Consider the following 25,622-nt stretch of genomic DNA (forward strand, 5'->3'; position numbering starts at 1 on the left):
GCCGACGCGCACCGAACGGCACCGGCAGGACCTCTTCGCCGAAACCCATTGGACCGACGTGGACCGGGCGAGCTTCGACGAAGCCTGGCAGGCCGAATGCGACGCAATGGCGGCGCAGACGCGCACGCAGATCATCTATCTGGTCACTGGCCTGCTGCTTCCGGTGTGGGGCAAGCTGCCCGACGATCATGTCCAGGTCTGGCGGCTGACGAGCGATGACGGCCAGTCGCTTCTCGGGCGTCTTATTCCGGCGCCGCTGGTTGAGCGGATTGCCAGCGCATTCGGCATCGCGGCCCATGTCGAGATCGACCTCGGCGCGCGGGTCGAGCACGTCCGCACCTCGGGCGAGATCATGCCGATCGGAGCGCTGCGGCTGAAGCGCGCCTTGGTCGCCGGCGATCAACGCCTCGAATTGCTGGACTGGAAGCCCGAGGCGCTGCCGCATCTCAAGGCGGCGGGCTGCTTCACCGAGATCATCCAGCACCGCACGCGGCTGTTCGTTCCCCCGAGCCGCGCCCTCGAGATCCTCGCCAGGATCACGGACTGACCCGCGGCCGCGCCAAGCGACCGAAGAGAGGGGAGGGGGCCTTCGGCCGGGTGGGCCTGAGTGGCTCAAGCCGGCCGACGAGGTCGGCGCAACCCTCGAAGGAGACAACCGATGATCCAGTCCGTGAAGGTCAAGAACCTCTCGCTCTCGAAGGACAATGTCCGCAAATCCAATCGCGATGCCGACCTCGACAGCCTCGCCGACAATATCGCCGCGCATGGCCTGTTGCAGAATCTCGTGGTCACGCCGCTCAAGAAGGCAGGACATTTCACCGTCAAGGCGGGTGGCCGCCGCTTGCGGGCGCTCCAGCGGCTGATCGATTCAGGTCGGCTTGCCGGGGACCATGAGGTTCAGGTGCTGGTGCTCGAGGATGATGCCGGATCGGCCGAAGCGAGCCTTGCCGAGAATTTCCACCGCGTCGCGATGAACCCGGCGGATGAGTGCTCGGCTTTCAAGCACTTCCTCGACAAGGGCGCGAGTGCCGAGGATGTGGCGAAACGTTTCGGCGTCACGACCCGCTTCGTTGAGCAGCGGGTACGGCTTGCCGAACTGGCTCCTCTCGTATTCGCGGCGCTGGCGGCGGGCGAGATCACGCTGGGGGTCGCCCAGGCTTATGCCGTCACGCCCGACGTCGATCGCCAGGCGCGCGTGTTCGAGAGCATGAGCCGGTCCTATTATGGCGACAATCCCGACAATATCCGCCGTGCGCTCCTCAACGGAACGGTCAAGGCGACCGACGCCAAGGCACGGTTCGTCGGCCGCGAGGCCTATGTCGGCGCGGGCGGCCGGATCGAGCGCGACCTGTTCGGTGAAGATGTGGACGAGAGCTGGATCGACGTGGAGCTCATCGAGCAGCTGGCCGCCCAGAAGCTTGAAGCGGCCGCGGAAGCGCTCGCTGCCGAACAGAAGCTGGCGTTCGTGACGCCGGTTCTCGCGACGCATGTGCCCTATGATACGGAGTGCCAGCTCCACGAATATCATCCGCCGCTGCGCGAATTGAGCGGGGACGAGCAGGAGCGCGTCGATAGTCTCTCGGATGAGGGCGACGCGCTCATCCGCGAACTTGAGACCGAACTCGAGGACGGCACGCCCGAGGCCGAGGCGGCTTCGGCGCGTCTCGCCGACATCGAGCGGGAACTCGATACGATCGAGGCGTCGCGCACGATGGTCGATGATGCGATCAAGGACCAGCTGGGCACCTTCATCTATCTGGCGCCCGATGGCAGTCCGCGGGTGCACAGCCGCATGTTCAGCGAGCGCGCCATCCGGCAGGCGGGCGAGGATGCAGAACCCGAAGCACCGTCCGGCAAGGTCGCGGCCTCCCGGCTCAGCGCGACGCTGGTTGACGAACTCGCGACCCAGCGCCGGCAGATCCTGGCAGCCCATGTCGCCTCGGATGCCGGGTTCGCGCTCGATCTCACGATATTCCTGATGGCGCACCGGACGGTGTTCGCCAGCAGCTATGTCCGGGACCACGCGACGTTGCAGGCCGCCGCCGCGAGCTTCCCGATCGTCAGCTTCCGCGATGAAGGTAGCGCGGCGAGCAATGTCCTGACCGAACAGCGCCAGGCGCTCGATGTGAGCTGGGCAGGCGGGAACACGCTGTCGTCCCGCTTCGATGCCTTCCGGCAACTGGATGAACAGGCGCGCGCCGATTGGCTCGCCCATGTCATGGCGCAGACGCTGGAGCCGACACTCAACGTCGACGATGGCGGGCGCCGCAACGGCTTCCACGATCATCTCGGACGGCTGCTCGACATTGATGTCGCGCAATGGTGGCGGCCCGATGCCCAGAACTTTTTCGGGCGGGTGAAGAAGGACGTCATGCTCGAAGCGCTCGACGAGATCGGCGGGCCGGTGCTGCGCGGCCGATACAAGGACGCCAAGAAGGGTGACCTTGCCAATGCCTGCGCTGCGCTCTGTTCGGGGCAGGGCATCGTCGAGGCCGAAGTCCGGGAAAAGGCGCTCTCCTGGCTGCCCGACGAGATGCGGTTCGGCGCGATCGAAAAGCCCGAAAGCTTCCGGAGCTATTCCGCTTTCCTCAGCGATGAAGACGACAGCGACGGCGGGGCAGGGGAGATCGCCCCCGATGGCGATGCTGGCGACTTCGAACAGGCCGCCTGAGGCGAACGCCTAACGGCGGGCGGCGCTTTCGTGTCGCCCGCCGCCCTTCATCGGCGGCGCTGAAACAGCCGCTCTTTCGCGGAGTATCCACCATGACCCAATCATCGGGCCGGCCCTCGCCGGCCGAGACCATCACGCGCGCCATCATCGACCGGCTCGAGGCCGGTGTGCGTCCCTGGGTACGGCCCTGGCGATCATGCGCCGCGCAAGGGCGCCCGCTGCGCGCCAATGGCGAGCCCTATCGCGGCATGAACACCTTTTGGCTATGGCTGGCCGCCGAGCAGTGCGGCTATCGGTCCCGCTACTGGATGACCTATCGGCAAGCACAAAGCCTCGGCGGGCAGGTCCGTGCCGGTGAGCAGTCGCAATTTGCGATCTTCTACAAAGCCTATTCGAAGAAGGTCGATTCCTACGAACGTCCGGGTGAGCTCGTCGATGAGCAGCGCCGGGTCATGCGGTCCTATGCGGTCTTCAATGCCGATCAGATCGATACACTGCCGGGCGATTTCTATCCCGAAGCCCTCTCCCTCGTCCCGCCGGGCGACCGGCTCGGTCCGCGGGCGGAGCGCTTCGTCGATCGGCTGCCCGCGCGGCTGCGATGCGGCGGCGATCGTGCTTATTATGATCTGCGCGCGGACGTCATCACCATGCCGCCGGTCGAGCAATTCGACACGCGCGCCGCCTGGGCAGCCACCATTGCGCATGAGGCCGGCCACTGGACAGGCCATCCAGCCCGGCTTGCCCGATCGTTCGGGAAGCGCTTCGGCGATCAGGCATATGCGTTCGAGGAGTTGGTCGCCGAACTGACAGCAGCGCTGGTTGGCGCCGATGTGGGTCTCCCAACCACCCATCTCGACGACCACGCGGCTTATATCGGATCCTGGCTCGCCATTTTGCGCAAGGATAATCGCGCATTGCTGACGGCGGCTGCGCGAGCCGAGGAAGCCGCCGGGTTTCTGCTGCGGTCAACCGATCTCGCTTGCGAGGATGATCTGGACGAGCAGGCGGCTGCTTGATCTCGCCATGTCGCCGATTGCACTATATCCATATATCCGCTATCGTGGATATATGGATAACGAATCTGTCATCGTCGCGTTGGGCGCGCTTGCCCAAGCCACGCGCCTCGACGCCTTCCGCCTTCTGGTGCGTCACGAACCCGAAGGCCTTCCCGCCGGCGAGGTCGCCAAGGCGCTGGATGTCCCGCAGAACACGATGTCGGTGCATTTGGCGACCCTGGCGCGTGCCGGCCTGGTCACATCCGAGCGGCGCAGCCGGATCATCAACTACCGCGCCGATCTCGATGCGCTACGCTCCGTGATGCTGTTCCTCGTCAAGGACTGCTGTGGTGGCCGGGCCGAGCTCTGCCATCCACTTGCGGATGAACTGCTTGCCTGTCGTGCTGCCTGAAAGGACATCAACATGACGGATCGCCTGTTGAACGTACTGTTTCTTTGCACGGGCAATTCCGCCCGTTCCATCATGGCCGAGGCGATCCTCAGCCGTGAGGGGCTAGGCCGTTTCAAATCGTTCAGCGCCGGCAGCCAGCCCAAGGGCGAGGTCCATCCGTTCACCATTCATCTCTTGGAGAAGCTGAACTACGACGCAAGCCGGTTCCGCTCGAAGAGCTGGGAAGAGTTTTCCGGCCCCGATGCGCCGTCCTTGGATTTCGTGTTCACCGTTTGCGACAATGCCGCCAATGAGCTTTGCCCGGTTTGGCCGGGGCAGCCGCTGACCGCCAATTGGGGGGTGCCCGATCCGGCCGCTATCGAGGACAGCGAAACGGTGCAGCACGCGGCCTTCTTCGATACTTACAGGATGCTGTTCAATCGCATCTCGCTGTTCACCAACCTGCCGTTCGAAGGCCTCGACAAGATGAGTCTACAGAACCGGCTGAACCGGATCGGCAAGGAACAGGGCCGCGCCGACCTCCCAAGCGAAAAGGCACCCAGCGCATGAGCAATGCCGCAATCGATATCGTCATCTATCACAATCCCGAGTGTGGGACGTCGCGCAACACGCTGGCGATGATCCGCAACGCCGGGATCGAGCCGCATGTGATCGAATATCTCAAGACGCCGCCCAACCGCCCGCGCCTGGTTTCGCTCATCGCCCGCATGGGCATCAGCGCACGCCAGTTGCTCCGCGAGAAGGGCACGCCCTTCGCCGAGCTGGGTCTTGCCGATCCGACGCTCAGCGATGACCAGCTCATTGATGCGATGATCGAACATCCGATCCTCATCAACCGGCCAATCGTTGTGTCGCCGCTCGGCGTGAAACTCTGCCGTCCATCGGAAGAGGTGCTCGATCTTCTCCCGTCCGCCCAGCGCGGGGCTTTCACCAAGGAAGATGGCGAGCAGGTCATCGACGCCGCCGGCAAGAGGATCGGGGCGTGAACGCGACCGTTGCGGCACGACCCAAGCCGGCGATCAACAGCTTCGAACGCTATTTGAGCGTCTGGGTGGCGCTCTGCATCGCTGTCGGCATCGCGCTCGGCTATTCGCTGCCGAATCTGTTCGCAGCCATCGCATCGGCTGAGATCGCGCGCGTGAACCTGGTCGTGGCTGTGCTGATCTGGCTGATGATCGTCCCCATGCTGCTCAAGATCGACCTCGGCGCGTTGGGGTCGGTTCGCCAACACTGGAAGGGCGTCGGCGTCACCCTCTTCATCAACTGGGCGGTGAAGCCCTTTTCAATGGCGCTGCTCGGCACGCTGTTCCTGGGATGGCTCTTCCGGCCGCTGCTGCCGCAGGGCGAGATCAACGCCTATATCGCCGGGCTCATCCTGCTCGCCGCCGCCCCCTGCACGGCGATGGTGTTCGTCTGGTCGAACCTGTGCGACGGCGAGCCGACCTATACGCTGAGCCAGGTGGCGCTCAACGACGTGATCATGGTCTTCGCCTTCGCACCGCTGGTCGGACTGCTGCTCGGGGTCGCCTCGATCACAGTGCCCTGGGACACGCTGCTCATCTCGGTCCTGCTCTATATCGTCGTGCCCGTCATCGTCGCGCAGATCATTCGTCGGGCGTTGCTATCGTCAGGCGGGCAGCCGGCGCTCGATCGGCTGCTGGCAACGCTTGGGCCGGTGTCGCTGGTTGCGCTGCTGACGACGCTCGTCCTCCTGTTCGGCTTCCAGGGCCCGGCGATCCTGGCTCATCCGCTGGTCATCGCACTGATTGCCATTCCCATCCTCATCCAGGTCTACTTCAATGCGGGCCTGGCCTATTGGCTCAGCCGGCGCTTCGGCGTGGCCTGGTGCGTCGCCGCTCCGGCCGCGCTGATCGGCGCGTCCAATTTCTTCGAGCTCGCGGTTGCAGCCGCGATCAGCCTGTTCGGCCTCAATTCCGGGGCCGCGCTCGCGACCGTGGTGGGCGTGCTGGTCGAGGTGCCGGTAATGCTGTCTGTCGTCAGCATCGTCAAGAAGACGCGGCCCTGGTACGAGCAACGCGTTCCTGCATGATCGCTACACTGCTGGATTCCAGGTCGCTTTCCGACCTGATGGCGGAGCTGAGCGCGGCGGGTCTGCCTGCCAGTGATCTCGCCGAGGCGGGACGCCGCTTCTTTCGGTTCGAGGATGATGTTGGCCTTGTCGGCTATGGCGGGATCGAAGGCGACGGCTCCGACCGCCTGCTGCGCTCGCTGGTCGTGAAGGCCGATCGGCGCGGATGCGGATTGGGCGGTGCCATTCTCACGGCAGTCGAACGCGCTGCAGCTGATGAGGGCGCGACTAGCCTGTACCTGCTCACCACGACCGCCGAGCCTTTCTTTCGCCGTCACGGCTATGAAACAGCCGAACGGACCGACGTTCCTGCCGTCATCGTGCAATCGGCCGAGTTCCGATCGCTATGCCCGGCGAGCGCCGCCCTTTTGTACAAATGGATTGCCTGATGTCGCGTCTTCGTATCCTTCCCGAACCCGATCACATGCCCGCGCTGGACCGCGCAATGATCCGGCCCGATCTCGCCGCCGGGCTCGGCGCGCTTGAGCCGAAACCTCGCATCCTCCTCCTCTACGGCTCGCTGCGCGAGCGGTCGTTCAGTCGCTTCGCGGTCGAGGAAGCGGCCCGGCTGCTCATCCTCTTCGGCGCCGAAGTGCGGATCTTCGATCCGGCCGATCTCCCGCTCCCCGACCAGATCAAGGACGATGATCACCCGGCGGTGCATGAGCTTCGCGAGCATGCGCTTTGGTCCGAGGGCATGGTCTGGTGCAGTCCCGAACGGCACGGCCAGATCACCGGCATCATGAAAGCGCAGATCGACCATTTGCCGCTCGAATTCGGCGGCATGCGTCCGACCCAGGGCCGGACCCTGGCCGTCATGCAGGTTTCGGGCGGATCGCAGTCGTTCAACGCGGTCAACACGTTGCGGCTGCTCGGGCGGTGGATGCGCATGTTCACCATCCCCAACCAGTCGAGCATTGCTATGGCGTTCAAGGAGTTCGACGAGGACGGCCGTCTCAGTGCCTCAAGCTATTATGACCGGATCGTCGACGTCATGGAGGAGCTGGTGCGCTTCACGGTGCTGACACGTCGCCATGCCGATCAACTCGTGGACCGCTATTCGGAACGCAAGGCGGCAGCCGCCAAGCGCGACGCGGCCCAAGATCTGGCCTCACGGTCGAAGGCCTGACGGCCGGGCTCTTCCGATGCGACGCGCTTTCATGCCGTCCTGTGCGTATCGGGAGATCGGGTTGCGGGTGCCCTTCTTAAGGTCCTCTGCGTCATGAATGCCTGACGCGACAGGGCCTTCGCGCCTTTCGCCAGAGGATGCGGCACATGGGCCATCGCGCTGGCGGCGGCAACCCGAACGCTCCGGCCGTGTTGGCGCGCCGAGGCGCGCCTGCCCGCACCACCCGGACCTTATCGGGTTCCCCTTGGGCGTTGCCCGGCGGTGCCGCCGCCGCTTTTTCGATGGCCCGGAGGGTGCGCATCCGGCGGGAAGGCCGCCGGCCCTGCGACACGGAAAGGCAATCCCTCATGACCAGCTCCCTTTCAGCAGTGCTCCAAGCACTCGAACTCGGCCATCTCGACCTGATGGGCGACCAACGCTCGATGGAAGCGCCGCCGCCGGCCGAAGCGCTCGAACAGACCGTCAGCGCCATCTGGAGCGATCTCTTCGCGCTCTTCCCCTTCACCGCGCTCGAACGCGACATCGAGGATCTGGGCTGGGGCTTCGTCAATCTCTTCCACCGCGCGGCCGCCAAGAAGCATCAGCTGATCGACCGCCTGACCGACGAGATCCGGCTCCTGCTCGCCGAGCAGGACGGATCGGAGATCGCGACCGCTGATCTCGAGGACAAGATCGATCTCGCCCGCAAGGTCGAGCAGTCCGCCCAGGCCTATGAGGGGATGCGCGACACCGCGGCGCGCCACTATCTGCATGAGACCGGCCGCTCCTGGGTGCCCGCGACCGGCAACCGCATCTCGCTCGGCACGACCGCTGCGATCGTCGATGGCCGGGCCTATTTGCAGGCGCGGCGCGAGCGGGTGCGCGATGCCAATATGGTCCATGGCACGCCCGTGGTCTTCGCCGGCGGGCGCCTTCGCTTCGCCAGCGACGACGAGGCCAAGCAGTTTGCCGACAATCTGCTGCGGACCCTCAAGGCCGTGCGCGAACGTGTGGGCGACATGTATCTCGTCCATGGCGGCGACATGAAGGGCATCGAGCGTCTTGCAGCATCCTGGGCCGAGCAGAACGGCATCCAGCAGCTGCGGTTCGGCCTTGATCGCAAGCTTGGCGATCGTGCCGGCTTCCGGCGCAACGAGCAGATGCTCTCGGTCAAGCCGCGCTACGTCATTGCCTTCCAGGGCAACGGCGTCACCGAAAGGCTGGTGGTCGAGGCCAAGGCGCGCGGCATCCATGTCGTCGATCGCCGCGGACCGCTCGGAACGCCGCCGGCGGCTTTATCTCGCGGCTGACCGCCGTGCCGGCCGCTTCGGCGGCCGGCTTTTCTCAATCTCGCGGATTCCGGTGCCGGAGGGGAGGGGGCGGGGCGGATGCGTCCCTTGTTCCCTTCGGAGGTTCCGCATCATGTTCATGCCCGATCGCGCCAGTGCGTGCGCGCTCCTTGCCTTCCGCGCCGCGCATGGCCGCCACTGGAAGGCGAAGCTGCTGTCCTTATGGTCGACAGGCCGCGATGTGGACGAAGCCGATGGCGCTTACTTACGGCATCTTCGCAACCAGGCCGGTCCCTCCTGGCTCCGCCAGCTGACGCCGCGCCGCTGGCGCGCGATCGAAAGATTGGCGGCGCCCGGCGATCCGGTGCTTGCAGCCGTGTTTCTCGATCGAGCGCGCGAATTTCATCGCGGCGCGCAGATTGGCGCGCCTATTGCGCTTGCGCCGGCACTGCACTTGCTCGCGATCTCCTGCGAACTGGGTTTGAAGGCGCATCTTTTGGGTCATGGCTGGACGGACGATGCGCTGGCCCGCGATATCCGTCATGACCTTGTCCGCGCCCTCGACGAGGCGCGGCAGCTAGGCCTGCCGGCGCCCGGTCGTCCGCTGGCCGATTTCATCAAGAGCCTCGGCCCGGCCTATGCCGTGCATCGGATCGACGCGCTGGTGGCAGGTGGCTATGCCTGCGACATCGGCGCCGTGCTTTGCGAGACCGGGCAGCTCCTCGATGCCGTGGCGGCCTGCCTGAGGCCAGCCACGCCAGGCGCCGCCACCTTGCGTACCTCCTCTTCCCCCTCCGCGTGATCGTGCAACGGACGTCGTGTCGAGCCCGCGAGTGGCCATGCGAAGGATCTACAATCCCGTCCTGCGGCTCAAGGGACGGGCAGATAAGGCACGGGCGTAAGGTCCGCGAGATGCCGGACCGGCGTGCTCGGCAAAGCCGGCAATATCGGCGGTTTCGCTGGGTGGGCTCCGGTCATGGCCCAAGCGACGCACCGTCCTTCTCCTCATCTGATCCCTAAGCCGGCCGTCCGCCGCATCCAACCCGCGAGCCATCGGGCCGAGTTGCCGTGTGCCACGGCTGCCCGCACCACCCCTTGTCTCGGGGTTCCCCGGCGCTGCGCTGCCGGTGGATGGGCCGTCCTGTCCGCCTTGGCCGGGGATCAGTCGAAGGGACGGTCCCTTGGACCCACATCGAAGGAACCCAAGCCATGCAGAACCTCGTCATCCTCGCCGGCAATGTCGGTGGCATGCCGGAAACCCGCACCACCCAGGGCGGCACCCGCATCACCCATTTCAGCCTCGCCACCTCGCGCCCGAAGCGCGACAGCAACGGCAAGATCCTGCGCGACGACAACAATCGCCGCCTCGAGGACACCGAATGGCACCGGATCACCTGCTTCAACGGCGTCGGCAAGACGGTCGAGCAATATGTCGACAAGGGCATGAAGGTCATGGTCCGGGGCCGTATCCACTACACCCGCTGGACCGACAGCGAGAATATCGAACGCTACGGCGTCGAGATCATCGCCGACGAGGTTACCTTCCTCACCCGCGCCAAGTCGAACGAGAATAGCGGCGGCGGCAACGAGCCCGAGGACGATGAAATCCCGTTCTGAGGTCGGACAGGGCGGCCCGGCGGCATCGCCGCCGGGCCTCTTATCCTGTTCAGGCGCGGCATGGTCCCAAGCGGATCAGCGGGATCGGCATCGCCCCTTGGCATAGCGTTCCCAGCGCAGCACGGTGCCGGTAGCGATCATCGCGCAGCTGAGATCGCCGATGCCGGGCGCGCTGCACCAGGCGCCGGTCCGGTTGCCCTTGGCCTCGCCGGTCGAGACGCAGCGCATGGTGGAGCCAGCCACGCGGATATGCCCGGTGGATGTCTGGCCGCGCGGTCCGCCAAGCAAGCGCACCAACGCATCGCGGGCGGCCGGGCCACTTGCTCTCGGACAGGGCTGGCCGGGGCGGCAGCTGTTGTCGATCTCGCGCGCGGCAATGCCGGCGAGCCGCACATGGGCGCCCTCGCGGCACCAGATCGGGCCATCGCCATCCCAGACGCGCGTCGGTGTGCAGGCGAAGGTCTGACCATTGGGGACCACGGCGGCGGCAAGCAGGAGCGGGAACAGCATCCGGCGGGGCTAACCGACAAGCGGCGGCCTGTCATCCGGACCCCGTTGGATGGAGCGGCAGGCAGGGCAAGGGGTGGGGCGCGACATCGGCGGGGACCTGGCCTCCTGGCCGGCGGGTTCGCCCGCTCTCAATCGGCGCGATCCTTGGTCCACCCGGTGACCTTTTGCGATCAACCCGCAAGGGGTCCGGTCGCTTCGCTACGGCTTTTTGGGCCTACAGCCGAAAAAGTGATCGCGGCCACCGGCCGGACACATCGGGCGCCTGTCGAGCGGGACGAACCCGCCGGCGCGCAAAGGAGCCTCGACATGTTCACCGACATCGCAATCGCACGCCGCCATGCCTTCAGCCTCTCGCGCAGCCTCATGGTGGTCACCTTCGTCATCGCGATCGGGCAGCATTATGGTGTCATCACCGCCGAAGACGCCGACGGCAGCGTCGCCATCGTCACCGAATTCGATCCCTTTGCCTGACGGCTCGTCCGGGAGCCGCTCGGCTCCCGGTTATTCCCCTCGCTTCGCTCGCGGCTTGCGCCGACGACGAGAACCGATTGTTCAGATGCCGCGACTATGCTGTGATAATGACGATTGAGGCTGAGATAGCGAATGCCCGCGATGATGCCCTGTGGGCGCGTATCACCCAGGAGGTGAACGCCTGGCGCGGTGCCTGTCTGCAATGCTTCGCCTCGGTGGAGGTGGCCGTTACCGAGACTTTGCTGCATCTGAGCGCTCAGCCGGGACGAGGACAGTCGGTGAAGCTGCGGCATTTGGTCGGGCAACGGCTCGATGACCTTGCTGCACTCGTCAATGAGGGCGGCCCCTTTTCCGTGGAGGGAAAGGGTGTCGCGAGCCTGCTGGCGGAATTTCGGCACCAGGAAGGGCTGCGCACGATGCTCGCCCATGGCCAGGCGAAGCTGACAGTCGAACGGACCAGTCGATGGGCCGCCATCTTTCGTGTGATCGCGATCCGGGCACGGCAGGCTGATCGTTCGACGCTCGTGATCGAAGAGAACGAGGCGGCGGAGAGGCTTCAGCAGCTCCGTAAGGTATCGCAGAAATTGTGTTCTGCACTTGGCAATCTGCGACGGGCGGTTGCCGTCTGAAAGTCGGATTTCTCTGCATCTATGCCCTGAGAATGGCGGCTCCGGCGCGGCCGGACCGGGCTCTAGGCTTCGCCCTGAGCCTTGTGCCAAGTCTCAGCCCATTCGGGTGACGATCCCTGCCGTGGCTGCTCGCACTCTTCAACCCTGCGCGCAAACGATGGCCCGGCCGGTCGCGCCGCGCGCTGGAGGGCAGTTGGCCAGGCCTGCGCGCAGGTGCTCATCGTGCAGCAATATGTGCCAGGGACGGTCATGGCCGCGCGCCGCGAGATAATAGGCCGCGCCGTCGCAGCCGACCATGCGGCATCGGGCCTGCCGGTCGATGAGGCTGGCGCCTGCTCCATGGAGCCCGATCAGGGCATCGACATCCTCGCGCATCAACCCGCCGCAGCGGCGGCATTGCGATCGGACGAGGATCTGGCGCAGCCGCATCGCCTGGAGTGACGCGGTCCAGGCCGGGGCAAGGCGGAAGAGAGTGGCGCTGCTCGTCATAATGAGCGGAGGATAGCGCCGGGCTCTCCGCGGAGCCAGAGGATCGGGACACCGCGATCATCTCTTCGCGATCCCGCCCGCCAAGACCTTCCTCCTGTCGGCTCGCCTGGCCGGCGCGCGCGCCCGTGCAAGCCCGCTCCGCGCGCTTCTCCACTGCCGTTGCGACCCTGCGGGTGCTCGGCCGCGCTCTGCCGCCGGCCCTTGGCACGCCTGTCGGAAGGCCCCGGCGGGCGGGGCTGGACAGATCAGGAGCGTTCTCATGTCCCAATCCTCCCCGAATGCGATGAGCCAGGCCGAGCGGATCGCCCGCGTCGCCGAACTCAATGACGCGCTTCGCCGGTCCATCCATAGCCCGGGCCGCAACCAGATCGTGATGACCGCCGGCGTTGCGGCGCTGATCGGCGAGGTCGCCCTGTTCCGCGGCTTTCGCCGACGCGCGGAGATCATCCGGATCGTGCGCGACTATGACAGCTTCACGCCCGACAACGATCCGATCGGCGAGCATGATTTCGGCCGCTTCGAGTTCGAGGATGCGATCCTCTACTGGAAGATCGACTATTATGACCTCGAGCTCGCCTATGGCTCGGCGGATGCCGCGAACCCCGAGGTCACGACGCGCGTGCTCACCATCCTGCTGGCCGACGAATATTGATCCGGCGCAGCCATCCCCCCGACCGGGGGGATGGCCCGCCCAAGTCTGCTTGAGCAGACTATGCGGGCAACGGACGCCGCGTCCGCAAATGTGGGAGGGGAGGGCGCGGGTCCGAGATGCCGCGCGATTGCGCGTGGCCGGCGCCAGTGGCGCCGTTCGCTTTGCCCTTCACCGGCTCCAAGGAGACCTATCATGGCCGCATATTTCGCCGCGCATCCCGATCACGCGTTTCTCTTCGCGTTCGGCTGCTTCGCCCTCACCGTCTATCTGTTCCGCTATGTCGGTCCCGGCATTGGCGGTGGCGGCGACTGGTCCTCGCGCGATCATTATGAGCGCAACCTGCGCGATGGTCCGGACGACTATTGCTGAGGTGCCGCGGTCATGAAGACGATCGTGGTCAGCCTGCTCAAGGGCGGGGTCGGCAAGACCTTCCTCGCCACCCATCTCGCCTGGTATCTCGCCGAACCGCCTGAGCGCCGCGTCGCCTTCGTCGATCTCGATCCCCAGGGCAGCTCGACGCGGCGCCTGGGCGGCGAGCGGCAGGGCGGGTTTTCCGCCGACCTGTTCGATCCTGCCGCTGCGCTCAGCGCCGACGGGCAGGCCGGGCTGACCGTGCTCGGCGCCGATCCCCGCCTGCAGATGGTCAAGGCGGCGCAGGATGTGCGCGACTTCATCGGGCGCTTCCCGGCGCTCCGCCCGCATTTCGACTATTGCGTCATCGACACCGGTCCCAAGTGGGACGAGCTCACGTTGAGCGCGATGGCGGTCGCCGATGCCGTGATCGCCCCGGTGCAGGTTGCCGAGGATTCGGTCGAATGCGCCAAGATGCTGCTGACCGCGTTGCGCAAGGCCGAGGCCGCGCGCGCCGGCCGCAAGATCGCTTTCCTCGGGCTCCTCCCCTCGATGGTCAATCCGTTCGACCGGCGCGAGATGGAGAATGCGGTGAAGCTCGCGCATGCGGTCGGCGAGAAGCTCATGTTCCCGGCCTTCATCAAGGCGCGGCCGACCTACAAGCATGCCGCGGAAAATCATCGTCCGGTATGGCAGGAGAACGGCAGCGGCGCCAAGGCGGCGGCCGAGGAGATCCGCGCGGTGCTCGCCGAGATCGAGCGGCGCATGACAAGCCAGGAGGTCGTGGCCGCCTGATGGGCAAGTTCGACGAGCGCATCGAGGAGTTCGGACTTCTTGTCGGCGACCATGAACGGGCGCGCCGGGTCGAGGATATCGAACTTGCGCGCATCCTGCCCGACCCCGGCAATCCCCGGCGCAGCTTCGACGATGACGCGCTCGCCGAGCTGGCCGCCTCGATCGCGTCGCGCGGCGTGCTGCAGCCGATCACGGTCACGCCGCCCGACGCGAAGGGCATGCACCGGATAAGTCTGGGCGAGCGCCGCTTCCGCGCATCGCAGCTGGCGGGCCTTGCCACGATCCCCGCGATCGTCGTGCCGGTCGGCGAGGGGGTGCAACTGCTGGCCGACCAGATCGTCGAGAACGACCAGCGCGCCAATCTGTCGTCGGTCGAGCTCGCCCATGCGATCGCCCGGATGCTGAAGGGCGGGATGAACCAGGTCGAGATCGCGGCGGCACTCGGCCGATCCAAGCAGTTCGTCTCGCTCTATGCCGCCTATGGCGACATGCCGGCCTATCTCAAGGCGGCCCTGCCGTTTGCGCCTATTCGCCTTCTCTATGATCTGCACCGGACGGCGAGGGACTACCCTGCCGAGGTCGAGGCATATGTCGCCAGCTGGGGCGACGCCGGCGCAACGCTCGCCGCAGGATCGCGCTTCATCGCCGAACTCAAGCAGACGCACCCGGCGCCGGTCCCTCCGCGGGCGCCTGTGGCACAGCCATTGGCCCCCACCGACCGCGATCCGGTTCGATCGGGCCTCACGGACAAACCCTCCGCGCCGATCCGATCTCCTAGACTACCGGTCTTGGTCGACGGCTTCCCTGCGTGGCTCCCGCTGGCGCCTTTGGTCACGGTGATTTTCGAGGATGGCCGCGAGCGTGAAGTCGCTGCCTCGTCGATCGGTCCGACCGGCGAGAGAAGCGAGGCCTTGCCAACAACTGACCCGCCTCCTCCGCGTTCGTAGTTTATCTTGCACGATGGTTTGGGCCGTACCCTTCGGGGTGCGGCCCTTTTCGTGTCGATGGGCGGGGGCGGCGCCGAAGGCGCCGCCCCTTGCTGCGGACGATCGATGTTCGAGAGGGGTTTGCTGGCCGAAGAACGAAAGTCTGCCCAAGCAGACTATAAGATGAGTTGAGTAAAGGTGAGGGCCGGATAGGCTTGGCGCCGGGGATGTATGACAATAGCGTTGGGGACATGCCCGTCCTCACCTTTCGGCTCGACGATGATGTCGCCCAGCGCTTCGCCGCGCTCGCGGCGGTATCGGGCGGCCGCTCGGCGCTGCTGCGCCGCTTGATCGGTGACGCCTTGGCCATGGAGGCGGGGGAGGGGCATCAGGCGCGGCGCGCCCGCCAGCGCGCAACCTGCCGGGTCGAGGTTCGGCTGATCCCGGAAGAGATCGCCGCGCTCGACCGCGCGGCGGATGTGCTGGGGATGAAGCGTACCGACTGGATCACCACGTTGCTGGCGCGGCGCTTGCGTGCAAACGCGCCCTTGCCGCGCGAGGAGCGGGCGGCCATCGCGCAGGCGTGGCGCGAGCTCAATCGGATCGGGATCAACCTCAACCAGGCGACCCGCGCGCTCAACGCCTCGGTGATGGTCGAATCCGGCCTCGACGTCGCGCGGGAAGCGGCCAGGGTCGCAAGCTTTAGGTCCGAGATCGTCGATGCGCTCGCCGGTCTCGGGGCCGCGCTCAAGGGCGATCTTCGCTACTGGGACACGGCCGATGCGTGAGGAGGAGGGGGTTCTCCCGCTTCCCAGCCTGATGGAGGCCTGGCGGCCGCCGGCAGGCGGCAAGCGGACCCTGCGCGGCGCTTATGTTCGGATCAAACCGGGCGGAAGCGGGGGCGGGGCCGCCCGGCCGATGTCGATGGACCAGGCCGAGGCGCGCGCCAAGCTCGAGCGGATCGTGCGCAAGGCGCCCGAGGTGATGGTGAAGGTCTCCGGCAAGCAATATGGCGCTCATCATGTCGCCGAGCATTTCGGCTATGTGGCGCGCCACGGGAAGCTCGCCGTCCGATCGAGCGAAGGCGAGATTATCACCGAGCCGGATCGGCTCAAGGCGATCGCTCAGGACTGGGCGATGCTCGACGAGGCCATGAACGAGCATGGCCGGGAGCGGCCGACGTCGATGTCGCTGGTGCTGTCGATGCCCGGGGGATCGACCGACGCCGAGACGCTTCATGATGCGGCGCAGGCATTCGCGCGAATCCTGTTCGAGGGGAACCATGCCTATATGCTGGCACTCCATACCGACACCGATCATCCCCACGTCCATCTGACGGTGGCGACCGAAGGGGCGGACGGAACCCGCTTCAATCCGCGCAAGGCGGATCTCCATCATATGCGTGAGACCTTTGCGCATGAGCTGCGCGCGCGCGGTGTCGCGGCGGAAGCGACACCCCGGCGTGCGCGCGGTCATGTCCAGAAGCGGGTCCGTTCGTCCGCGCTCCATCTCGATGCCCGGCTTGGAGCCGAGGGACGGCGGCTCAATCTCGCGCAGCTCAACGAACTGCGCGCGCAAAGCTTCGTGCGCGGGGCCGACCAGGAGCGCCGGGCAGAAGATGTCATGGCGCTGGCTCGCCAGAAGCAGATCCGCGGTGCCTATGCCGAGGCCGCGGTCGCGCTCGCCGGCACCGGAAAAGCGGAAGATCGTGCCTTGGGGCAAGAAATCGCCGGCTTTCTGGCGGCGATGCCGCCAGCGGTGTCGCGGCGGCTCGCGCGCGCACGGGAGATACTGCAATCCGAACGGCCGCCGCAGGAGCGCCGAAACGAGCCGGAGGGCGTTTCGCCGCCTACAGGCTCCGAGGAGGGGCGGCCGCCGCCTCACCGGGATCGGGAACGATGATGGCCGGCGCTGCCGGCCGGCTTGCCGGACCTTGCCTGTGCGGCCTGGGCATCCTATCTGGATGCGATGTCAAAATATCTCGCAAAATAGCTGATTTAGGCGCTGATACGCGCTCCTATCTTGTTAGAAAAAATCATGCTATTATCTAACAGATAGGAGCACAGCCAATGTCTGCGGTAGCCGATCGGATCATGAAGCGCGTGCGCGGCAAGGGCCGCGGCTGGGTATTCACGCCCAAGAGCTTCGTCGACTTCGGGACGCGTGGGTCGGTCGACATGGCGCTGTCGCGCCTCGCGACCGCCGGCGACATCCGGCGCATCGGCCGGGGTCTTTATGACTATCCGCGCCAGCATGACAAGCTCGGTGCGCTCAGTCCCGATCCCACCAATGTCGCCAAGGCCCTCTCGACGCAAAGTGGGGACAAGCTCGCACCGTCGGGCGCGGCGGCGGCGAACAGGCTCGGGCTATCGACCCAGGTTCCCGCCCGGGCCAGCTATGCCACGACCGGGCGGACCCGGGTCAGGCAAGCGGGCGGGCGCAGCCTGACGCTCAAGCACAGCCGCGCACCGGTGCTCGACAATGCGCCTGACTCGGTCAACGCGGTTCTGCAGGCGCTCGCGCATCTGGGGAAGGACAATATCGATAGCGACAAGATCCGGCACTTCGCCGCCCGCCTCGATGATCGCGACATGCGGATGCTCGCCCAGGCCCGGGCCGAGATGCCCGGATGGATGGGCGACGTCGTCCTAAAGATCGGCGCCGCCCGCAATGGATGAGTTCGCACGCAGACCGGCCGTGGATCGGCGCGCCTATATCGATGAAGCGGCGGCGCGGCGGGATCTGACGCCGATCATCATCGAGAAGGATTTCTGGGTCTGCTGGACGCTACGCCGCCTCGTCATGTGTCCCGACCTCGCCGGTCACATGACCTTCAAGGGTGGGACCTCGCTGTCGAAAGCCTATGGGATCATCGCGCGCTTCTCCGAAGATATCGACCTCACCATCAGCCGCGCGGCGCCGCTGCTCAGCGAAGTCGCCTCGCCGATGGACAGCGACATTACCGGCAAGGAGCGCGAGCGCCGGACCAAGGCGCTCAAGGCGGCGGCACAGGCTTATGTCGCCACGGTCGCCATGCCGATCCTGGCGCGCGAAATCGAAGTCGCTCTCGGCACGGCCGAGGGCTGGAGCCTGGCGCTCGATCCCGACGACAAGGACCAGCAGACGCTGCTCTTCGTCTATCCGCGCACCTCGGGTTACGGGCTCGCCTATGGCGAGAATTACGGCGGCGCGGATGAAAGCGGTTACATCAAGCCGCGCATCAAGCTGGAATTTGGCGCCCGCGGCGACACGGAACCGTTCGCGCTTCGACCGATCTTGCCCTATCTGGCCGAAGACTTTCCCGAGGAACTGCCGGATCCGGTGACCGCAGTGCCGACGCTGGCCGTTGCGCGGACCTTCTGGGAAAAGGTCACGATCCTTCATGCGATCCATCATAACGGCAAGCTGCGCGAGGGCATGTCGCGCCATTATTATGACGTGCTGATGCTCGACCAGGCGGGCATCACGAACGAGGCGATGGGGCGGATCGATCTGCTCGAGCAGGTCGTGCACAACAAGAGCCTGATGTTCGCGGACAGGTCGGCCTCCTATGACACCGCCGTGGTTGGAACGCTGCGCCTGTCGCCCGATGGCGCGACTTGGGAGAAGCTTGAGCGGGACTATGGCGCGATGTCGGAGATGTTCATGGCCGCGCCGCCGAAATTCCAAGTGTTGATGAAAGGTCTGGCGGCGATCGAGGCGACGATCAACGGACGTTGATGTCGGAGACCGCGAATGAGCAAGTAAACTAAGTATTTGAAATAAAACGACAAAAGACTGATAATAGGGATTATGTTAAATCACAGCTTGCCACGTCTTAGCAAGCGATTGTTCACCCACCGAAGTTGGGTCTCCAGAGCCGAAACGGCATTTCCGAAACCAGCTGCGTTCAGGCCGGGGTTCTGAAAGGTTACAATCGCTGGGTAACTAGCTGGGTTTCGTCCCCGCACAAAGATGGGCTAAATGCGGGGCCAATGAACTCACGCGAGTGAAACTGCAATGATCACCGCCAAGTACATCCCTTGGGAGCCGATCGCAACATTGCCGGAGGACCGGAAGGACGGGCGCCGCTTGCTGCTCTGGGAGATTGACGTCCCTGTGATCGGGCGATGGGATAGCGGTCGCGAGAGTTGGGAAGACCCGGAAAGCATGCACGTCCTGGAAGAAGTCACCCATTGGGCCGACATCAACCCACCCGTGTGATGAGCGGATGGCATGGGGCTAGCTTAGATTCCATTTGCCGACGGACGCTCAATGCCGAACGCTAACCAGAAGGACCGCAGCAGCGGCAGCAGACCCGTCTGGTCCATTTGCTCGACCATCAGCGGCGGCAAACTCACTTGCTCGCGCCAAGCTGGGTCCGACCAATATTCATTGTTGACCACCAGTCGGTAGTTTTTGATTCCGGTAACGGTGACGAGCACCACCCAGGGACCTTCGAGGCCGAACGGCGCAAGCTTCGCTGCACCGGAAAGCGCAGCATCGATCACACCGTCCTCGAACCGCTTGGGCCAGACCAGCGGGGCCTCTTCCTTGCGAAGTTCGTTGACGATACGACCGATCGTCCAAACCATGTCGATGCGGCCAGCACGATAGGTGATCGCATACGACCGCACGGCGCCGTTGTCCGCCGGATTGGTATGGAGGAGCACCCCTTCGATCATTCGGATGGCGTCCATATACCCCGAGGGCTTGTGCGGGGCGAGGGCGTTCTCAGGGGTAATTTCGAGGTCCCTCCCCTCCTTAAACAGTGTGATGGGGATTAGCGACAAGATCGCCTTCGGATCCTCGCCGAGGCCGATTGGCAAGTCGCCGCGAAGCGACTGGTCCACCGCGTCGAGGTGGAGCGCGCGCAGCCGTACGGGGAGCGCCTCACTCGCGGTGAAGGCGTCGCGCAGCTCGTGCGTATCCATTTCATATTTGCCGTTACTCTTGCGGCCGTAGAAGCGATTACTTTGCTTGAATATGACCCGGTGTGGCGCATTGCTGCTCGCCGGTATGCGTATCAGCAGGACGCCGCGTGTTTCGTCGAGTTCGATCCAGCGCAGGCGGAGGCCTGGTAACCGCGGCTCGACGCCAGCGAGGAGAACCTCCTCCCAGCGCAAAACCTCCTTGTCAGGGTCGTTAACGGTGATTCCAGGGATGCCGGTTGCAATGCCTCTGGTTTCCTCAATGCCGAAAAGCAGGTCGCCGCCTTGCGCATTCGCGAAGGAGGTGACGTCAGCCAGGAATTCCTTGCGTTGACTATCGCTATTACCGGGGAGCTCCCGCTTGAACTCAAGTGTACGCCGTTCGGCAACCTGATTGATGACCAATGCCTCGAGATCGCGCCGGGTGATGTCCTGCAGCGGCCGCGGGATCATAGAGCGGGCCCGATCTCATAGGGCACGGCTCCTTCGGGTTGCAAGCGTGCGGGCGTCCATTCGGGCACCTGCTGGTCCTGGCGCAGGCGCAGACGCCGCCATTCAAGCGCGGCGTAAACGTCGTCAAGCTGCGGGTCGGGTTCGACCGGTAGGGCAGCGGCAACCTCGCGTCGGAAACGGTCGCTGAGTGCCGGGTCGTTGAGCCATGCCTGCTGCCACCAAGCGAGGATGCGTGGCCGTGCATCGGCGAGCGTAGCAAACGATGGCAAGCGGTCGCGCTTTTGATGCTGGTTTACGCGCCGATCGCTCGGCAGCAGGTTCCAAAGGTCGCCGCACGGCCACGCCGACCAAGGCAGGCAATGATCGATATCGAGGCGGGCGCTGCCCAGCGCCACTCCAGACCAGACACACTCGATCCGTTGGCCGCGGCTCGACAGCCGCGCTGCTGCGTTCCGCCCGAGCGCGGTGTCGCGTAACGGCTCCTCCCATGCGAGCGCGGCCTCTGCCTGCCCAACGGGTATGAGCCGGCCCATGCGCTCGCCATAGCTACGCATCAGCCGCGCCCATTCGGCGACCAGCACGGGTTCAACCCAGGATCCGAGGCGTGTCAGAGCGCGCCAGACGTGGCCGAGCACGGTAAAGCTGCCCCAGCTCCCCAGTGTCTCGAGATCGAGGATCAGTTGCTGACGCGGACGGGTGCGAGCGCGCGCCGCCCCGAATACCCTAAGATCACTGCCGGGGAAGCGTGTGAAATTGGCCGGCATCGCGGCGATTGTCGCCGCCGCCTCGGCAATTGCCCCACTAAGAGCCGCTGCCCGGTCGCCCGCAAAGGCTAGACCAACCCTGAGATCGACGGGCGCGACGCCATCAGTCATCAGTGCGCGAAACCCTGCCTTGGCGAAACCGAGCCCATCGGGACCGCTATTCTTTGGCGCTTGTGGCAGACCGCTGCGTACCAGCGGCAGGAACATCCGGATCCAGGTCAGCGCAACAAGGCCGAGCGGGAGCTCGATGCTATCGGTGTCGCCCGTCGACATGCGGACCGCAGCGGGCGCAGCCTCGGCGAGCCGCGCGACAGTGCGCAGCAGGGCAAGTTTATAGGTCGAGCTTTTGTCGTCGGCGAGGATGATGCCGCGGATCAGCGGCAACGCACCGGTCCCGTCATCGGGCATTTTGAGCACGACCTGCGTCCAGCGGACATCGCCGCGCCCCTGGCCGTCGTCGCTCGGCACTGCGCGAATGAGCTCGAGCCCGTGCAGACGGGCGAGCCCCTCGATTTCACCGAGCGAGACGTCGAACATCGGCCGGTCGGGAGGAACAGGACCGTCGCGCAGCGAAATAAGCAGCAAGGCGCCGGGTTTCATCAGTGTCACGAGCTTGCGGAAGGCGCGCGGGCGATCCGCGGGCGCCACATGCTGCCAGACGGCCGAGAGCAGGATTAGATCGAAGGAGAGGCCAAGCCCATGGACCGCCGGCAGCGCGGGGAGCCGATCGTCGAGCCAGCGGATCGCGGACCCGCCATGCCGGCGCAGGCCTTCTTCGCGCATCGCGGCTGCCGGTTCAACGGCGACCACATTATAGCCTTGGTCCGCGAGCCAGCCCGCGTCGCGTCCGGCGCCGGCACCGACATCTAGTGCGAGCCGTTCGTCGCGCACTTCAGGCAGCAGCGCGCGGATAGGGTCGTAAATCTTTAAAAGCGCTGGATCGTCATAGCGCTGAGCGAGCAGCGCAGCTTGGCCGTGATAGCCGGAAATTGCGCCCTCGCTCGCGCTCATGCGTTTGCTAGGCGCCCGGCCGCGATCAGCACATCGAGGCGGCATGCGATCGCGTTGAAACGCGTCACCCCCCCAGCATCGCCTGCGAGCGCGAACGCGCCGATGCGTTGGGCAACGAACAGCCGCGCGCGGTCGCCATGCAGCTTGTCGATAGCCAACGCCTCGGCAAATCGTTCCCGATCAGTCGTCATGCGCTTTCCAATTTTACTCCAACTGGCTTACATGGCAGTTTGCTATGCGTTGAGTAACACGCGATGTATCCACTACAAATTGGCATCGCGTTTGCGTCACCGGCGCCTAATCAAAAATCTCCCTTGAGTTCGACGACACCACCTTCGCACCAGGTTACAATGATCCAGTGCGCCTGGAACAACTCATCTAAATCGACGTCAAACCCCTTGTACGGTTTGCCCCCCTTCTCGGCCGGGTAGCGGAAGCGATCCGCAAAAGGATCGAAGGACTGGACCAAGGTAACCATCGCCTGGACGTCTCGGGCAAGAACGTCGTTGTCGCAGCAGCCTGCCGCAGCGCGAACCTGGAGCAACTGTTCAAACAGCGATTGAAGATTGTGGTCCGGTCTGCCGTCGATTCGGCCCGCGATCTCAAGGACCGCCGACTTGATCGCGAGTTCGACGCTTTGTCGCCAAAGCACGAGCAAAGGTCTCTGCAGCAATCCAGTGTGATCGGCCCGTGCCAAATCCCACATTGCTTCGAAACCGCGTTGAAAGCTGTACGACACCAGATCCCAGGATCCTGCGGTCAAGTCTGTCGAAAGGTCGCGCACAAACCCGCGTAGGGAGGGCTGCTTCTCCACGATATCATCGACGAGTGCTTCTCGTTGCTTAAGAGACATGGCTGCGCGTCTCGAACAGGATCATCTGTCTAGGCGCCGGATCAAGGCGGCCCCATTCTCAACCACGGCCACGAACCCGGAGCTATCATTGATATGGTCGCGAAAGGTGTCCGCCCAATCGGGGTGGTCGATTTGCCAGCGCTCGATCGCTTTCCGAGGCAGTTTAAGTCTTAGATAATAATATCGATTCACAACCTTTGCCGCGATCTGGCCCAGGACATGGGGGGCATTGGCGGGATGAGCGCGCGCGAAGGCCGAGAAGGCTATCGACAGGTCGGCGATACGACCCTCATCGGCCAATTCCGACAGCAGAGTGAGGATCTCTGCTGAAGGCGCCTGATCTTGCCGTCTCCCCTGTGCGGCAATCGCCCCGGCGATCCGTAAGTCGATCTCTTCCACGTTCTCGTTCCTGTCTTGCATGGAGGCGCCCGTGCAGGGAAAGCCGGTGCTGCTCCAGGTTCTTAGCTAACGTCAAAATTTCATTTCAATCGAAGTACTCGCGGTGGCTCCTGCCGATCGTCGATGACATGAACTTCATCGAACGGCATCTCCTTGGCATCATCGCGGATTCGCTCGCCCATTTCGTCCCAGCCATCGTCCGGTAGGCGCATCAGCTGCGCAGAGATGAGGAGCGTGCCGCCACTATACTTCTGCGGCTTGTTCTTCGTCACCAAACTCGCGCGGATACCGGCTTCGACCTGGGCCTCCACACCTCGCCGCGAATGCATGACCCGCGGACGCTTCAGCGCTGCCGCAACGACAGGACCAGCTGTCTTGTCCGGCAAGCCGAGAAAACCCGCCTTCACCTTTTCGCCGCGTTGAGCATTCGCCAGAAGGATTTGCGAGCGCGCCAGTGCAACGGTTGCTTCAATACCCTCCCAATCCCCACCGTCGCGCTTCACCCATGCATCATAGGCCTTATCGTCTTGAGGAAAGCGAATTCGCCCGGATGTGATACCCTGTGTCCGCAGGAAGTCGCTGATCGGGATGACCTCATCGGTCAGGACTTTCCAGGGCGGGCGCCGTTCGGCGAGCAGCTGTGACATGATCTCGTCGCGCGGGCGATCGAACAGGTCCGCCAACCTCGCCGTCAACTCGGAAATCTCGAGACCTTCCTCTTCAGCCAGCTGCTCGCAGAGCGCTTCAACCGCAGCACGGTCCACAATTTCCGATATGTCCACGTCGATACGTTCGGCAACGGCCCCGGTCACTTCTCCATAGATCGCGCCGAGGCTCACCAGAATCACGGTGTCCCCGTAGTCAGCATGGTCTGCGGTCAGCCGTTCATACTCTTCCGGCCGGTATAGGCAGTAGCTGTTCAGCCCCGGAATGACGGTCAGATAGGCTCCCGCAAGGTCGCTGGCGTGATTGAACCATCGCCACAATTCCTCACTCGAGGCGATGTCGTTTGCGACGTCGAACGAGCAACCTGCATCCATCAACAGCTTCGCGACCCGCATCAGGCAAAGATCGGGGACGCCAAACTTCGACCAGCGCCACCGCTTGGCATAGAGGACTTCAGCTTCGGTATCGCGACCATAGAAGGGCGCCATCACACCGACGTTCTTGAGCAAGCCACGCTTGAGCTGAGACCGTAGGCCTTCATAGCCGATTCCTACGATTTCAGCGGCGCGCGCGGTGGTGACGCTGGGCAGTTCCATTGCAGCCTCGCAATTGGTGTTGCGACACCAATCTAGGCCAGCATCAATTTGGGTTCAAGACACCAATTTTAATTCCCCCGGCTGCGTCTTCCATTGTGAACGAATACGCGCCCCGCTCGAACGTGGGCATCATCGAGTGATGTCCATGTTGAGGCTGGCTGCAGTGTTCTGAAGGGCACCAGTTCCGCGACAATCCGTCCACCAACAATGGAGGAACCGAGGATGAATCACTATACACCCATCATGGCACTGGGCGATCGTGTGAAGAAGCTGCGGAAAGAGCGGGCGATGACCCAGGACGATCTGGTCGCGCGCTCCGGGCTTGGTCTTGCGACAATCCAGCGCGCTGAGCGAGGCGAGCGGCTGTCGGCCGACACTATCGCATCGCTTGCCGCTGCCTTCGACTTGCAAGCGACCGACCTGACCTGCGCCGTCAGCGCACAGGATGACCAGCCCTATTTGCCCCTCGAGACGATCAGCACGGGGCGCCATCTCGTTCGCCTGATCGGCCGCAGCGAGTCTTTGGACTTCGGCTTTGTCGAGCTCACCGACCTTGAGCAGGCGGAGCTTGTTGAGCGGCTGCAGGCCTGGTGCGCACCGCTGGGACCGGAGCGCATTCCGTCTGGTGCGGTGGCCCAGGTGACGCTCGAGCTAGAAGCGACCCAGTTGTTGAGGGCCATGGCGGAGCGCGGACTGCTGGTGACTGGCGCCAGTTTCACCGTCACCGCCTACGAAGTCGATGACGATTGCGGCGCGGGCCAGCCGATCCTGATGGGCCAATGGGACTATGTCCGTGGGGTGCTGCGCGTCGGCACTAAGGACGAGATGATCGATCGCGCTTATGTGATGGATGGGCTCGGAAAATGGGAAAACCCCGGGTCCGAAGTGATTTTTCCGCCGCAACCTGACACGTTCGAGAACTGGATCACCGCTATGGAAGTTGATGAGCCGCCGCCGGCGCGCTGA

The 25,622-nt window shown here is 64.6% G+C and carries 31 protein-coding genes and 1 pseudogene; 24 read left to right on the forward strand and 8 right to left on the reverse strand.

Going from position 1 to position 25,622, the window contains the following annotated elements:
• The 12 genes and pseudogenes from CHB74_RS16870 to CHB74_RS16925 all read left to right on the forward strand — a co-directional run.
• Positions 1-547: pseudogene (locus CHB74_RS16870) on the forward strand (hypothetical protein); the annotation flags it as partial.
• A gap of 111 nt (positions 548-658) precedes the next feature.
• Complete coding sequence (locus CHB74_RS16875) at positions 659-2,671, forward strand: ParB/RepB/Spo0J family partition protein (RefSeq protein ID WP_007688079.1); 2,013 nt, start codon at positions 659-661, stop codon at positions 2,669-2,671.
• A gap of 92 nt (positions 2,672-2,763) precedes the next feature.
• Positions 2,764-3,687, forward strand: coding sequence for an ArdC family protein (locus CHB74_RS16880; RefSeq protein WP_089220775.1), 924 nt, complete (start codon positions 2,764-2,766; stop codon positions 3,685-3,687).
• Complete coding sequence (locus CHB74_RS16885) at positions 3,659-4,078, forward strand: ArsR/SmtB family transcription factor (RefSeq protein WP_007688075.1); 420 nt, start codon at positions 3,659-3,661, stop codon at positions 4,076-4,078. Before CHB74_RS16880 ends, CHB74_RS16885 begins: the two co-directional genes overlap by 29 nt.
• Positions 4,079-4,090: 12 nt before the next feature.
• Positions 4,091-4,627, forward strand: a complete 537-nt coding sequence (locus CHB74_RS16890) for an arsenate reductase ArsC (RefSeq protein WP_007688074.1) — start codon at positions 4,091-4,093, stop codon at positions 4,625-4,627.
• The gene (gene arsC, locus CHB74_RS16895; RefSeq protein WP_007688073.1) at positions 4,624-5,064 is read left to right on the forward strand and encodes an arsenate reductase (glutaredoxin); all 441 of its coding nucleotides are present in this window, start codon (positions 4,624-4,626) and stop codon (positions 5,062-5,064) included. The genes CHB74_RS16890 and arsC overlap by 4 nt, the downstream gene beginning before the upstream one ends.
• The gene (arsB, locus tag CHB74_RS16900; protein ID WP_007688072.1) at positions 5,061-6,128 is read left to right on the forward strand and encodes an ACR3 family arsenite efflux transporter; all 1,068 of its coding nucleotides are present in this window, start codon (positions 5,061-5,063) and stop codon (positions 6,126-6,128) included. Before arsC ends, arsB begins: the two co-directional genes overlap by 4 nt.
• Positions 6,125-6,556 carry an arsenic resistance N-acetyltransferase ArsN2 gene (gene arsN2, locus CHB74_RS16905; RefSeq protein ID WP_013849893.1) on the forward strand — a complete coding sequence of 144 codons (432 nt, stop codon included), beginning with the start codon at positions 6,125-6,127 and terminating at the stop codon, positions 6,554-6,556. Before arsB ends, arsN2 begins: the two co-directional genes overlap by 4 nt.
• Positions 6,556-7,296 carry an arsenical resistance protein ArsH gene (gene arsH, locus CHB74_RS16910; RefSeq protein WP_007688070.1) on the forward strand — a complete coding sequence of 247 codons (741 nt, stop codon included), beginning with the start codon at positions 6,556-6,558 and terminating at the stop codon, positions 7,294-7,296. The genes arsN2 and arsH overlap by 1 nt, the downstream gene beginning before the upstream one ends.
• Before the next feature lie 347 nt (positions 7,297-7,643).
• Positions 7,644-8,585, forward strand: a complete 942-nt coding sequence (locus CHB74_RS16915) for a DUF2493 domain-containing protein (protein WP_007688069.1) — start codon at positions 7,644-7,646, stop codon at positions 8,583-8,585.
• A gap of 112 nt (positions 8,586-8,697) precedes the next feature.
• Positions 8,698-9,366, forward strand: a complete 669-nt coding sequence (locus CHB74_RS16920) for a hypothetical protein (protein WP_007688068.1) — start codon at positions 8,698-8,700, stop codon at positions 9,364-9,366.
• Positions 9,367-9,773: 407 nt separating this feature from the next.
• Positions 9,774-10,181, forward strand: coding sequence for a single-stranded DNA-binding protein (locus CHB74_RS16925; protein ID WP_013849894.1), 408 nt, complete (start codon positions 9,774-9,776; stop codon positions 10,179-10,181).
• Between the two features lie 75 nt (positions 10,182-10,256).
• Here the strand turns inward: CHB74_RS16925 and CHB74_RS16930 are convergent, their stop codons facing one another.
• Positions 10,257-10,691 (reverse strand): thermonuclease family protein, encoded by a 435-nt coding sequence (locus CHB74_RS16930; protein ID WP_013849895.1) that lies wholly within the window; start codon positions 10,689-10,691, stop codon positions 10,257-10,259.
• A 306-nt stretch (positions 10,692-10,997) separates the two neighbouring features.
• Between CHB74_RS16930 and CHB74_RS16935 the strand changes: the two genes are divergently transcribed.
• Together CHB74_RS16935 and CHB74_RS16940 are read left to right on the forward strand one after the other, a co-directional pair.
• Positions 10,998-11,162: a hypothetical protein gene (locus CHB74_RS16935; protein WP_013849896.1), complete on the forward strand. Its 165-nt coding sequence runs from the start codon at positions 10,998-11,000 to the stop codon at positions 11,160-11,162.
• Between the two features lie 107 nt (positions 11,163-11,269).
• A complete protein-coding gene (locus CHB74_RS16940; RefSeq protein ID WP_013849897.1) occupies positions 11,270-11,791 on the forward strand; it encodes a hypothetical protein in 522 nt (173 codons plus the stop codon).
• 138 nt (positions 11,792-11,929) lie between these two features.
• Here CHB74_RS16940 and CHB74_RS22265 read toward each other — a convergent pair whose 3' ends face one another.
• Positions 11,930-12,280 (reverse strand): hypothetical protein, encoded by a 351-nt coding sequence (locus CHB74_RS22265; RefSeq protein WP_030091328.1) that lies wholly within the window; start codon positions 12,278-12,280, stop codon positions 11,930-11,932.
• 259 nt (positions 12,281-12,539) lie between these two features.
• Between CHB74_RS22265 and CHB74_RS16950 the strand changes: the two genes are divergently transcribed.
• From CHB74_RS16950 to CHB74_RS16985, 9 genes are all read left to right on the forward strand, one after another.
• Positions 12,540-12,932 carry a DUF3768 domain-containing protein gene (locus CHB74_RS16950; RefSeq protein WP_013849899.1) on the forward strand — a complete coding sequence of 131 codons (393 nt, stop codon included), beginning with the start codon at positions 12,540-12,542 and terminating at the stop codon, positions 12,930-12,932.
• Between the two features lie 192 nt (positions 12,933-13,124).
• Entirely contained in the window at positions 13,125-13,301 is a 177-nt protein-coding gene (locus tag CHB74_RS22080; RefSeq protein ID WP_013039042.1) for a hypothetical protein, read from the forward strand.
• Between the two features lie 12 nt (positions 13,302-13,313).
• A complete protein-coding gene (locus tag CHB74_RS16955) occupies positions 13,314-14,078 on the forward strand; it encodes a ParA family protein (RefSeq protein ID WP_013849900.1) in 765 nt (254 codons plus the stop codon).
• Entirely contained in the window at positions 14,078-15,025 is a 948-nt protein-coding gene (locus tag CHB74_RS16960; protein WP_013849901.1) for a ParB/RepB/Spo0J family partition protein, read from the forward strand. Before CHB74_RS16955 ends, CHB74_RS16960 begins: the two co-directional genes overlap by 1 nt.
• A gap of 230 nt (positions 15,026-15,255) precedes the next feature.
• Complete coding sequence (locus tag CHB74_RS16965; protein WP_016743824.1) at positions 15,256-15,792, forward strand: plasmid mobilization protein; 537 nt, start codon at positions 15,256-15,258, stop codon at positions 15,790-15,792.
• Entirely contained in the window at positions 15,785-16,906 is a 1,122-nt protein-coding gene (locus CHB74_RS16970) for a relaxase/mobilization nuclease domain-containing protein (RefSeq protein WP_013849903.1), read from the forward strand. The genes CHB74_RS16965 and CHB74_RS16970 overlap by 8 nt, the downstream gene beginning before the upstream one ends.
• 167 nt (positions 16,907-17,073) lie before the next feature.
• Entirely contained in the window at positions 17,074-17,682 is a 609-nt protein-coding gene (locus CHB74_RS16975) for a DUF6088 family protein (protein ID WP_013849904.1), read from the forward strand.
• On the forward strand, positions 17,675-18,724 hold the full coding sequence (locus CHB74_RS16980) for a nucleotidyl transferase AbiEii/AbiGii toxin family protein (RefSeq protein ID WP_013849905.1): 1,050 nt from the start codon (positions 17,675-17,677) through the stop codon (positions 18,722-18,724). Before CHB74_RS16975 ends, CHB74_RS16980 begins: the two co-directional genes overlap by 8 nt.
• Before the next feature lie 279 nt (positions 18,725-19,003).
• A complete protein-coding gene (locus CHB74_RS16985; RefSeq protein WP_089220776.1) occupies positions 19,004-19,207 on the forward strand; it encodes a hypothetical protein in 204 nt (67 codons plus the stop codon).
• Between the two features lie 23 nt (positions 19,208-19,230).
• Here the strand turns inward: CHB74_RS16985 and CHB74_RS16990 are convergent, their stop codons facing one another.
• The 6 genes from CHB74_RS16990 to CHB74_RS17015 all read right to left on the reverse strand — a co-directional run bounded on the left by CHB74_RS16990 (position 19,231) and on the right by CHB74_RS17015 (position 24,656).
• Positions 19,231-20,367: an AlbA family DNA-binding domain-containing protein gene (locus CHB74_RS16990; RefSeq protein WP_089220777.1), complete on the reverse strand. Its 1,137-nt coding sequence runs from the start codon at positions 20,365-20,367 to the stop codon at positions 19,231-19,233.
• Positions 20,364-22,142, reverse strand: coding sequence for a class I SAM-dependent methyltransferase (locus tag CHB74_RS16995; protein WP_179220889.1), 1,779 nt, complete (start codon positions 22,140-22,142; stop codon positions 20,364-20,366). Before CHB74_RS16995 ends, CHB74_RS16990 begins: the two co-directional genes overlap by 4 nt.
• On the reverse strand, positions 22,139-22,333 hold the full coding sequence (locus CHB74_RS17000) for a DUF6961 family protein (RefSeq protein WP_089220779.1): 195 nt from the start codon (positions 22,331-22,333) through the stop codon (positions 22,139-22,141). Before CHB74_RS17000 ends, CHB74_RS16995 begins: the two co-directional genes overlap by 4 nt.
• A 110-nt stretch (positions 22,334-22,443) precedes the next feature.
• Positions 22,444-22,995 (reverse strand): hypothetical protein, encoded by a 552-nt coding sequence (locus CHB74_RS17005; protein WP_089220780.1) that lies wholly within the window; start codon positions 22,993-22,995, stop codon positions 22,444-22,446.
• 21 nt (positions 22,996-23,016) lie between these two features.
• Positions 23,017-23,394, reverse strand: coding sequence for a hypothetical protein (locus tag CHB74_RS17010; protein ID WP_144033835.1), 378 nt, complete (start codon positions 23,392-23,394; stop codon positions 23,017-23,019).
• A gap of 80 nt (positions 23,395-23,474) precedes the next feature.
• Positions 23,475-24,656: a hypothetical protein gene (locus CHB74_RS17015; protein ID WP_089220782.1), complete on the reverse strand. Its 1,182-nt coding sequence runs from the start codon at positions 24,654-24,656 to the stop codon at positions 23,475-23,477.
• Positions 24,657-24,878: 222 nt separating this feature from the next.
• On the opposite strand from CHB74_RS17015, the gene CHB74_RS17020 reads away from it, so the two are divergent.
• Positions 24,879-25,622: a helix-turn-helix domain-containing protein gene (locus CHB74_RS17020; protein WP_179220890.1), complete on the forward strand. Its 744-nt coding sequence runs from the start codon at positions 24,879-24,881 to the stop codon at positions 25,620-25,622.

Origin of the sequence: Edaphosphingomonas laterariae (genome assembly GCF_900188165.1) — a bacterium.
Lineage (GTDB): Bacteria > Pseudomonadota > Alphaproteobacteria > Sphingomonadales > Sphingomonadaceae > Sphingomonas_E > Sphingomonas_E laterariae.